The sequence below is a fragment of the Staphylococcus ureilyticus genome (assembly GCF_002902235.1).
In the GTDB taxonomy this organism is placed as follows: Bacteria; Bacillota; Bacilli; order Staphylococcales; family Staphylococcaceae; genus Staphylococcus; species Staphylococcus ureilyticus.
Window position 1 is genome coordinate 651 of record NZ_PPRL01000186.1, and the last position, 9,451, is coordinate 10,101.

14 protein-coding genes are annotated in these 9,451 nt (G+C 29.4%); 9 read left to right on the plus strand and 5 right to left on the minus strand.

Annotated elements, in window-relative coordinates; genetic code table 11:
- Positions 1-480, minus strand: a 480-nt coding sequence (locus CD150_RS13085) for a LysR family transcriptional regulator (RefSeq protein WP_206185655.1), incomplete at its 3' end; no start/stop codon positions are given.
- A 280-nt stretch (positions 481-760) separates the two neighbouring features.
- On the opposite strand from CD150_RS13085, the gene CD150_RS13090 reads away from it, so the two are divergent.
- The 4 genes from CD150_RS13090 to CD150_RS13105 all read left to right on the plus strand — a co-directional run bounded on the left by CD150_RS13090 (position 761) and on the right by CD150_RS13105 (position 3,282).
- Positions 761-1,504, plus strand: a complete 744-nt coding sequence (locus CD150_RS13090) for an aspartyl/asparaginyl beta-hydroxylase domain-containing protein (RefSeq protein ID WP_240621248.1) — start codon at positions 761-763, stop codon at positions 1,502-1,504.
- 89 nt (positions 1,505-1,593) lie between these two features.
- Positions 1,594-2,505 (plus strand): DMT family transporter, encoded by a 912-nt coding sequence (locus CD150_RS13095; protein WP_046467744.1) that lies wholly within the window; start codon positions 1,594-1,596, stop codon positions 2,503-2,505.
- A 258-nt stretch (positions 2,506-2,763) separates the two neighbouring features.
- Positions 2,764-3,012, plus strand: coding sequence for a type II toxin-antitoxin system Phd/YefM family antitoxin (locus CD150_RS13100; protein WP_048794468.1), 249 nt, complete (start codon positions 2,764-2,766; stop codon positions 3,010-3,012).
- Positions 3,013-3,282, plus strand: a complete 270-nt coding sequence (locus tag CD150_RS13105) for a Txe/YoeB family addiction module toxin (protein WP_048794467.1) — start codon at positions 3,013-3,015, stop codon at positions 3,280-3,282.
- Between the two features lie 53 nt (positions 3,283-3,335).
- Here CD150_RS13105 and CD150_RS13110 read toward each other — a convergent pair whose 3' ends face one another.
- Positions 3,336-4,487 (minus strand): MFS transporter, encoded by a 1,152-nt coding sequence (locus tag CD150_RS13110; protein WP_048794466.1) that lies wholly within the window; start codon positions 4,485-4,487, stop codon positions 3,336-3,338.
- A 119-nt stretch (positions 4,488-4,606) separates the two neighbouring features.
- Between CD150_RS13110 and CD150_RS13115 the strand changes: the two genes are divergently transcribed.
- Both CD150_RS13115 and CD150_RS13120 read left to right on the plus strand, forming a co-directional pair.
- Positions 4,607-4,855 carry a LysR family transcriptional regulator gene (locus CD150_RS13115; RefSeq protein ID WP_103161666.1) on the plus strand — a complete coding sequence of 83 codons (249 nt, stop codon included), beginning with the start codon at positions 4,607-4,609 and terminating at the stop codon, positions 4,853-4,855.
- Positions 4,856-4,872: 17 nt separating this feature from the next.
- Positions 4,873-5,445, plus strand: coding sequence for a LysR family transcriptional regulator substrate-binding protein (locus CD150_RS13120; RefSeq protein WP_260840895.1), 573 nt, complete (start codon positions 4,873-4,875; stop codon positions 5,443-5,445).
- A 175-nt stretch (positions 5,446-5,620) separates the two neighbouring features.
- Here CD150_RS13120 and CD150_RS13125 read toward each other — a convergent pair whose 3' ends face one another.
- The 3 genes from CD150_RS13125 to CD150_RS13135 form a co-directional block, all read right to left on the minus strand.
- Positions 5,621-6,067 (minus strand): GNAT family N-acetyltransferase, encoded by a 447-nt coding sequence (locus CD150_RS13125; protein WP_103161668.1) that lies wholly within the window; start codon positions 6,065-6,067, stop codon positions 5,621-5,623.
- Between the two features lie 11 nt (positions 6,068-6,078).
- Entirely contained in the window at positions 6,079-6,498 is a 420-nt protein-coding gene (gene fosB / locus CD150_RS13130; RefSeq protein WP_103161669.1) for a FosB/FosD family fosfomycin resistance bacillithiol transferase, read from the minus strand.
- Between the two features lie 285 nt (positions 6,499-6,783).
- Entirely contained in the window at positions 6,784-7,332 is a 549-nt protein-coding gene (locus tag CD150_RS13135) for a recombinase family protein (protein ID WP_103161670.1), read from the minus strand.
- A gap of 303 nt (positions 7,333-7,635) precedes the next feature.
- Here CD150_RS13135 and CD150_RS13140 point away from each other — a divergent pair, with 303 nt between their 5' ends.
- The 3 genes from CD150_RS13140 to CD150_RS13970 all read left to right on the plus strand — a co-directional run bounded on the left by CD150_RS13140 (position 7,636) and on the right by CD150_RS13970 (position 9,343).
- A complete protein-coding gene (locus CD150_RS13140) occupies positions 7,636-8,202 on the plus strand; it encodes a GNAT family N-acetyltransferase (RefSeq protein WP_103161671.1) in 567 nt (188 codons plus the stop codon).
- Between the two features lie 285 nt (positions 8,203-8,487).
- Entirely contained in the window at positions 8,488-8,946 is a 459-nt protein-coding gene (locus CD150_RS13145; protein WP_103161672.1) for a LytTR family DNA-binding domain-containing protein, read from the plus strand.
- Positions 8,947-8,953: 7 nt separating this feature from the next.
- Positions 8,954-9,343 (plus strand): DUF3021 family protein, encoded by a 390-nt coding sequence (locus CD150_RS13970; protein ID WP_261789507.1) that lies wholly within the window; start codon positions 8,954-8,956, stop codon positions 9,341-9,343.
- Positions 9,344-9,451 lie beyond the last annotated feature (108 nt).

Here is a 9,451-nt window from a genome sequence, read left to right on the forward strand (position 1 = left end):
TTTAGTTAATTTATGATAACTTAGTTCGTTTTCATTTTCTTGCTCCAAGACAAGAGCTAGATCAATATTTCCGTTTTTCAACTCATACTTAAGAGTATGTGGTTGTAGGTGCTTTATTTGTATATTTACTTTTGGATACTGTAATTTCATTTTTTTTAATAAGGTAGGTAATTTGTAAGTTAACAAAGTTTCAGGTGCTCCAATAGAAATGTCCCCTGATAATTCTTCATCATTGTTTATATCTCTAGCTTGTTTTTCTAAATTTATAATTTCCATAGCTTTCGGAAATAGTATTTTACCCGTCTCATTTAATATGACTTTTTTACCAATTCGATCGAACAAAGGTTTTTTTAATTCATTTTCCAATTCATGAATATGGGCAGTAACAGTTGATTGAGCATAACCTAAGACATCTGCTGCATGAGTAAATCCACCACATTTTACAATAGATACAAAAGTTTTTAAGTGTCGTATCTCCATATTTTCACCTCTCTTATCATTTTAAGCGATTGTACCATTTCCTTATATCAATTTCCTTAATGAGAAAAAGTTTTGTATGTTTAAATTAATATAGAAATTAAATATTTCTATATTAATTTAATTAGAAGGGTAGCGTGAAATATATGAGTTCTTATGCTTTTGGTAAAGTGAATTTTGACGAAAAGAAATTAGAAAAAGATTTGCAAACCCACACGACGTTTCCCAAAATTTCAGAGGAATATGATGAATTTAGTTCAGGTTTTTGGATGAACTGTACTTTATGGGGGGGGCATCAGAAGATGAAAAAGATACTCAATATAGAGATTATAATCACGAAATTAAACAAACTAGTTATGGAAAGCAATTACCTTATATAAGCAATTTCATTCAAGAAAACTTTAATATAAAAAATTTAAAAATGGTTAGAACACGGAATCTTGTTGATGCTTTAATTATGCCTCACAGAGATTTTGTTGATTTAAATAAAGAAATGGAAAAATATTTCAGAGTATTTATACCATTAGAAACAAATGAACTAGCTTTCCATTCAGATGAAGATAATGTTTTTTGTATGAAAAAAGGAGGAATTTGGTTTTTAGATGCTGGTATTATTCATGCAGCAGCAAACTTCTCTAATAAAAATAGACTATTCTTATGCCTAGACTTTGTTTTTGACGAACCTTATACACCTAAAGATATTTTTACAAATAAAAATTTATATGATGAAAATATTAATCCTTATATAGTTGAACGTGAGGAAGTAGACTCAAATTATGGAGAAGAAATCATTAGAAATTTAAGTAATGTTATACATCACTATACTTTTAAAGAAATTGTATTCCTGTTATCCAAACTACATTTCTATAAAAAAATACCTATTGACATTTGTTATCGTTGGCTATTAGAAATATCTAAAAGGACAAATGATAAAGAGATGATTAAAAAGGCTAAACAAGTAAATGAATATCTAATTGAAAAAAGAGAATTGGGTGAACATTTTTCTTTTTCTGACTGGTCAACTTAATGTTACCCAAAAGTAAAGTTAGTACGAAAGACTGTGGCAATCGAGTCATTCATATGGGTGGCTCGATTATTATATTGAGGTGAGTAATAATGATTAACAATACAAAGAATTATTCGAAAGCATTTATAACAAATATGCTAGTTCCGGTTACTTTTATAATCATGTGGTCGAGTGGAGCGATTTTTGTAGAAAATGGATTGAAGTATGCCAATCCACTTGCTTTTTTAGTATATCGGTATCTATTTTCAATGCTTATTTTATGGGGGATTTATTTTTGGTTCAAATCCAAAAAGAAAAAAGAAAATCAATTTCCTAGATCTTCAAAACAATGGATACTGGTAATTTGTACTGGTTTTTTACAACAAGTGGGTTATCAATTATTTTTCTTTTTAGCACTAGATTTTAATGTTTCACCAGGATTATTGTCGATAATTTTAGGGGTACAACCTATACTTACAGCGTTAATAACCAAAGAAAGTAATACGAAATTGCAATGGGTAGGACTCATATTAGGTATGTTGGGGCTTATATTGGTAGTTGTACATAACTTAACTACAGGATCTATGTCTACTATTGGAATTATTTGTTGTTCTCTTTCTGTATTATCAATAACCCTAGGGACATTTTCACAAAATAAGATTAGTATTAGTCTGATTCCTAATATGGTAATACAATATACCATTAGTTTTATTATATTTATCACCTTTGCCCCATTTATAAATACATTATCTATAAACTTAACTTTTTCGTTTATCATATCACTTGCTTGGATGGTACTAATTATATCTATTGGGGCAACTATGTTGTTGTACTACATGATAAATAAAGGTAATTTGACAAAAGTTACAAGTTTATTTTACTGTGCCCCACCTCTCACAGCATTTATGGATTTTTTAATTTTCGGGCATAAAATGACTATACTTACTTTATCAGGACTAGCCTTAATAGTTATTTCCTTAATTATGATTAATAAGAAAAATGAAAGTAAGCCAGGCTCTTGATATTTATAATAACTTGAATGAAGCTTTTTAAAACGTTTTATTTTTGCAACACTAACATCAACATTAAGACATTTAGGTAAACTGGAAAAAATTTTTACTTAAAAGTAACAAGTGATAAATTTTTTATAGACGTAATTCAACTTATCGGAAGTGGATACTTATTGTAATAATGCTATAAGTTAAAAACTTGCTAAATCGTACAAAAAATTGTACAATTTAGATAATAAAATGTTTAACAACTGTAAGGAGGCATTTGATATGACTGTTAAATCCTATTCATATGTACGTGAACATTTCAAAGACATGATTAATAAAGTTAATGATGATAGCGATACGATAACAATTACAACAAAAGACCGTAATGCAGTTATAATGTCAGAAGATAATTATAATGAAATAATGGAGACACTATACTTGCAACAAAATCCTGCCAATGCAAAATATTTATCAGAATCTATTGAAAACCTAGAACGTGGTAATATAAAAACTAAGGATATTTTGATATAAGTGGCTAAATTGAATATTACCTTTTCACCACAAGCGTTTGATGATTATGAATATTTTCAGACAAAAGATAGAAAGATGGTTAAAAGGATTAATCAGTTATTAAAAAGTATCTCTAGAGATGGTGCATTAGATGGTATAGGTAAACCTGAAAAGTTAGTTGGCAATTTTTCTGGATATTACAGTAGACGAATTAACCAAGAACATAGATTAGTATATACAGTAAATGACAATGCAATATTAGTTGCATCATGCAGATATCATTACAAATAAAAGCACTCTACTATATCAAATAGTAGGGTGCTTTTATTTGTAATGATATTTATTTAAAGTTCTATACTATTCCTATCGATAAACACATTTATTATTTGAATAATAATACCTATAATAACTATAGCAAAAAAACAATAAATTAATATGTTAGTTGAAGCTCCTTGTGCAAGTAATAAACCACCTAATGCAGCGCCAATCGCACTTCCTAAATAATTTAGAGAGCTATTTAAGGCCACAGATGTGCTACCATGTTCAGAATGATTTTTTAATAATATATGTTGCTGTGGTGCTTGAGTAGCCCATCCCATTGCTCCCCATAGTATGAACGGTATAAGTCCTAAAATAGGAATTTTAATAAGTGTAGGGATTAACACTATACTAATCCCTAAAGTGACTAAAATGATAAGCATCAAAATTTGGGTGTTTTTAAATTTATCAATGACTAAACCGACTCCAAAACTTCCTAATAATCCTCCAATTCCCCAAGTAGTTAAGAAAAGTGTAATGTAGTGTGGTGAAATACCTTCACTTATAACTTGAGAAAGATAGGTGTATAAACCTAAGCTTGCAATTGCTGCACATACAGTTACAGAGACCACTCTTAATACATGTGGATCTATAAAAAGTGAGAATCTTTCTTTCAAGCTAGGTGCTGAAGGCATTTTAAAATCAGGAAGTAAAAAATATATACTTATAAAGGCAACTATACTTAAAATTACAATTATACCTATAGCAAACCTCCAATTAATTAAATTAGCTAATTGTAAGCCTATGGGAACCCCAACAACCGTACCTATACTCATGCCTCCAACTATAAAAGCTAATGCTTTTCCTTTATTTTTTTGACTTACTAAATGTCCACCCGAACTAACTGCCATAGGAGAGAATAATCCTGCACCTAGTCCAGCTATACATCTGGATAAGATATATATTGAATAGTTTAGAGATAGCATAGTAATCAAATTAGCTAATCCAAAAGTTAATAAAGCCAGTAAAAGAATTTTTTTCACAGAATACTTAGCTAGTATAGTTGAAAAAACAGGGGCTGATAAAGCAAAAAATAATGTAAAAACAGTAACGCCCTGCCCTATTTTAGCACTACTTTTATTAAAACTCTTTCCTATATCAGGTAATAGTCCAGCCACAATATAAGTATCCATCCCTAAAGCAAACATACCTAATGTTAAAATCCAAATTTTCTTCATGATTTAATCATTCCTAACAAATATATTTATGTATTTTAGCGTAGTATTATATTGTAATTAATGGAATAATGAATACATTAAGAGTGGTATTAAAGAAAAGTTAATAGGGGGAGTAATATATGAATATTGAATATATAGAGGATTTCATAAAAGTTGCTGAATATCAGAGTCTTAACCATGCTTCTAAGCTACTTAATATCAGTACCCCAGCACTTAGTAAGAGAATTAAGCGTGTTGAAGAATACTTTGAAGGTGACTTGTTTTATAGAACCTCTCGAGGCATATTTTTAACTGAGTATGGTGTGTTAGTTTTGAGTAAAGTTAAGATTATAAAAAGCGATATAGACGAATTAAAAGCAGAGACTTAAAAAATGGAGATGCAACAATTAGAGTTGGTCTATTACCAAGCTTTTCATTGTATAAATGGGCTGAGAAAAAAGAAGCATTAATACAGCAAAGACTCTCCATAAAAATTGAAAGTAACACTCAAATTTTACTTGATCACTTACATAATGGGGATATAGATGTAGTTATTGGAGACATAACTGCTACAGAAAATAATCAACTTTATAGTAAAGTTTTATATCGTGAAAAATATATGGTGGTCTTTCCAAGAACTAGTGATTTAAGGCTATCCGATAGTATATTTGCTAGTAATTTAATAAATGAAAAGATACTTCTTCTTAATCCACCATGTGATACTTTATCTTTTATACAAAAACATCTCTCTAAAACTAAGATGAATCTTGAACATAAAAATGATTTAGAGTCCATACTGGCTAGTGTTAATGCTGAACAAGGAATAACAATCATTCCTCAATCATTAATAATACGAGTTGAAAGTATGAATCTTTTAATCAGAGAATTGGAAAATCATTCAAGGGAAGTTGGACTCATAGCATATAATAAAGAAATATTGCAAAAAGTATGGAGTATTTTAAGTGAATACATAGTGTAATAAGAGTACACCCTAATCATACAAAGTAAGTTGTTGAAATTATCGCATGTCATTTTACTCGATATATAAGAATAATTTTACTCAATAAATGAGAAAGCGCAGTACACTCACTATATAAGTACTGCGCTTTCTCATTTATTGGGTAATAAGCTATTATTTCTAATATTAAATTTCATTAGTTGATACTTTTTGAAAATCCATAAGATTTACTTTCAAACCCATTAGCTTTATAAAACTTATGTGCATTTTCTCTTTCTGTTCTAATTCCACTATTCAATGTAATTACTTTACAGTTTAACTTGTCAGCTAATTTTTCAGATTCCTTTAACAATAATGAACCTAATCCATTTCCTCTAAAATTTGAATTGACAACGAAAGATAATATACGCATATAATTCCCATCATTTTCATAGAACATCATTTTGCACATGCCACTAAAGCCTATAATTATCTCGTCTTCAATCAGTAGTAGTATATAATAGTCTTTGTGATTATTAATCTTACTTAATCGATGAATAAGTTCTTTACTCGTTGTTGGATATCCTAACTCATAATATAGTTGTAGTAACTTATTGATTTGGTTAAAGTCTTTTTCTTCAAACAATCTTGTATATCTTGTCATAGAGCACCTACTTATTTGTAAAATACCATATGCGGTTTTGTTTCTTTATAATAATTCAATCTATTTTCTAGTGTGCCAGTATGTAACTCTAACTTGTGCCCGTCAGGATCAGTAAAATAAATTGATTGCTTATCTCTTACATCTCTAGTACGCCCTTCTAATATATTCACGTCCTTTTTTTTGAACCATTGATACCAATCATTAAATTCACTTTCATCTATAGTAAACGCTACATGTGTGTATGAATATTGAATTTCATTTCGAGGAATGTCTTTTTCTTCGTTTAACGCAACCCATAAGCCACCAATATTGAAATATGCAGTTGTTTTTCCACTTACTAATAATTCGCCACATAAAATATTTTTATAAAAGCATATCGAATTTTTTAAATCACTAACGGAATAACATATATGATTGATAGATTGTATCATTTTGGTCCTCCTATATCTTAGTATATTGAGATAGTTGCTTTTGGGATGCTACGATTTGATTTAACTCTTATTATATATTTTATCATGTCTAGTATTAATTGTTTTAATATTTCATTTGAAGAGAGTGTGCAGAAAATAACTGTTTTCTGTACACTCTTTCTTCATAATCCAAAATCTATGAATATCAGTATATAATATGTTCAAAAACTCAACATAAAATCAATGTTCATAAAATGATTTAGATACACCTATAAGAGCCTTAAGTAATATATTTTTTCATAGAGTTTAATCTTTAAGCATCCTATATACTGTAGAACGACTTACACCTGTTTGTTTAGCAATATCTTCGCCAGTAAGTTTTTGCTCATCATATAAGAATTTAATCTCTCTTTTTTTATGATCTGGTAATGATGGTCTTCCACCTTTTCTCCCTCTAGCTCTTGCTGCTTCTAATCCTTTTTTCGTACGTTCACTTAATAAGTTAGCTTCAAGTTCAGCAAATGCACTCATCATGGTAAAGAACATCTTGCCCATCGCATCTTTAGTCGATACGTTCATATCTATAATATGTAAATCAATGCTATTATCATCCAACCATTGCGATAGCTCAATTAACTGTTTTGTTGTACGTCCAAGACGATCTAGTTTATAGATAACTAGGATATCTCCTTCGCGTAAATAATCTAAACACTTATCAAGTTCTGTTCTTTTCGTTTTGCGACCGCTCGCTTTCTCGCTAAAGATACGTTCACAACCATATTCCTCAAGTGTATCAATCTGTCCATCAAGACTTTGATCTTGTATTGATACACGTGCATAACCAATTTTAGCCATTTCAATACCACCTCTTTTAATCGTTTTATGGGCACTTATTAACGAAATCTAATTCTCGATGCAAATAAACGCGTCTCTCATCGTCTAAAAACTCATGATTTTTGATATTTATGATACATTGATTATAACACAAGTTTATAGACTTAAATATCCAAGAAAAACCTCTTAATATTAAGTTAAGAGGTTTTGTGTCAAAAACGAACATTTTGAGTACTAAAGCTAATAGAATTGATTATGTGTAATTAATTCAGTAAAAAGTATATACTAGCAATAAATTCTGAACGATGTAGGAGTAGGTTAAAGTTGAAAAATACAAATAAGAAGGCGCTTCTAGAAGAACTAAATGAAGAAGATTTAAACATTTATTATTATTGGAAATATTTAGAACCCTTACAAAAAGCTAAGGAATGGAATGGGCCATATATCGAAGAAGAAAAAATTACGTTTACTGAATTCGAAAATAAATATAGAGAAAGTAAATATCTTTATAAAAACACGTTATCTACCTTAGCAATAAAGTATGAAAATGATTTCTTAGGCGTAGTCACATCATATTGGAAAGATAAGAAATCCAAATGGTTAGAATGTGGTATTGTCATATACAAAAATAATAATTGGGAACAGGGCCTAGGTTCTCAAGTATTCAAAGAATGGATTGATTATCTTTTTAAAGAAACAAATGCTAATAGAATAGGTATTTCAACATGGTCTGGTAATATTAGAATGATGAAAGTAGCAAGTAAATCTGGGATGATAGAAGAAGCTCGTATACGTAGAGGGAGAGTAGTTAAAGGTGATTTCTATGACGCTATACAAATGGGCATTCTAAGAGAAGAGTGGCAAAATTTTAAGAACATCTCTTCTAAATAACTTACATACCTTCTGACAACGCTTAATTAAATAAAAGCTCTAAAGACTATTAAATCAGTCTTTAGGGCTTTTATAGTTTCTGAATTTTCAAATAAATAAAAATAAACTTTAGTATCAGTAACGAACACTTAAAATATAAAAAATACCTCAGAAACAACTTGCAGTACTTTTATTTTATAACTATTTTTCAAACCACTTAAGTTAAATTGGTTACCTCTTACGACAAATTTACTGACAAAAGATAGAGAAACTCATATGATATAAACAAACAAGGGGGGGAGAATTATGGAGAGTAGCATGAAAGTCCGTTTAAAAATAGATCCAGTGCATACCATTACTGAAGTAAACATCAATACTTATGATAAAAAAACAGGTGAAAATTTATTAGATTATATTAATAAATTTTCACTCATAAATACAAATAAATTAGGTATTAAAACCTCAGAGGGGGTGTTCATGGTCAATAAACCAGACATTATGTTCGCTGAAATATTTGATAAAAATCTCACGATCACAACAACAGACGGAGAAATTTCAACGCGAATGACTTTAAATAAGTTACATCAAGAACTAGCCCCCTCCCTTTTTATACAAATATCAAAATCATCGATTATCAATGTGCATTTTATAAAAAAAGTTAGTCCCTCATTCTCAGGTAATCTAATGGCAACACTTACGAACGATAAGAAAGTATCTATATCTCGAAGATATATTAAAAATTTAAATAAAGTATTAGACATATAAGGAGGAAATTGCAACGAAAAAATTTTTAAAAACAATGTTTCAAGGCATCGGAATTAGTAGTAGCATTACTCTCATTTTTATTGCAGCAAATCAAATAAACATTGGGTTTGGTGACGTGAGTGGCATATATTTCTTTGGAGCAATGTGCGGTTTGTTATCCTTTGTATATGTTATAGAGAGTATACCGTTACTACTGCAATTGCTTATTCATTTAAGTGGAAGTATTATCTCATTTGTTACCGTGGCTTATTTAAACCATTGGATACCGATGAATGTTTCAACATTGATTCCGTCACTTATTACATTTGTGATTATTTTTCTAATAATATGGCTCATATTTCTTATCATTAATATACAACTCAGTAAAAAGGTTAATGCTAAATTAAAAAAACACTAAGGAAATTTATAGCGAGGTTAAATTGTGCGAATTTGTTGATATAAGATAATTCATCTTTATCAGAAAATATACCAAAAGAGACTCCTTTTAAAAAGGAGTCTCTTAATC

Coding starts and splice junctions, on each gene's coding strand:
- CD150_RS13090 (WP_240621248.1), top strand. CDS start 761: ATGGGGGGGGCATCAGAAGATGAAAAAGATACTCAATATAGAGATTAT.
- CD150_RS13095 (WP_046467744.1), top strand. CDS start 1,594: ATGATTAACAATACAAAGAATTATTCGAAAGCATTTATAACAAATATG.
- CD150_RS13100 (WP_048794468.1), top strand. CDS start 2,764: ATGACTGTTAAATCCTATTCATATGTACGTGAACATTTCAAAGACATG.
- CD150_RS13110 (WP_048794466.1), bottom strand. CDS start 4,487: ATGAAGAAAATTTGGATTTTAACATTAGGTATGTTTGCTTTAGGGATG.
- CD150_RS13115 (WP_103161666.1), top strand. CDS start 4,607: ATGAATATTGAATATATAGAGGATTTCATAAAAGTTGCTGAATATCAG.
- CD150_RS13125 (WP_103161668.1), bottom strand. CDS start 6,067: ATGACAAGATATACAAGATTGTTTGAAGAAAAAGACTTTAACCAAATC.
- fosB (WP_103161669.1), bottom strand. CDS start 6,498: ATGATACAATCTATCAATCATATATGTTATTCCGTTAGTGATTTAAAA.
- CD150_RS13135 (WP_103161670.1), bottom strand. CDS start 7,332: ATGGCTAAAATTGGTTATGCACGTGTATCAATACAAGATCAAAGTCTT.
- CD150_RS13145 (WP_103161672.1), top strand. CDS start 8,488: ATGGAGAGTAGCATGAAAGTCCGTTTAAAAATAGATCCAGTGCATACC.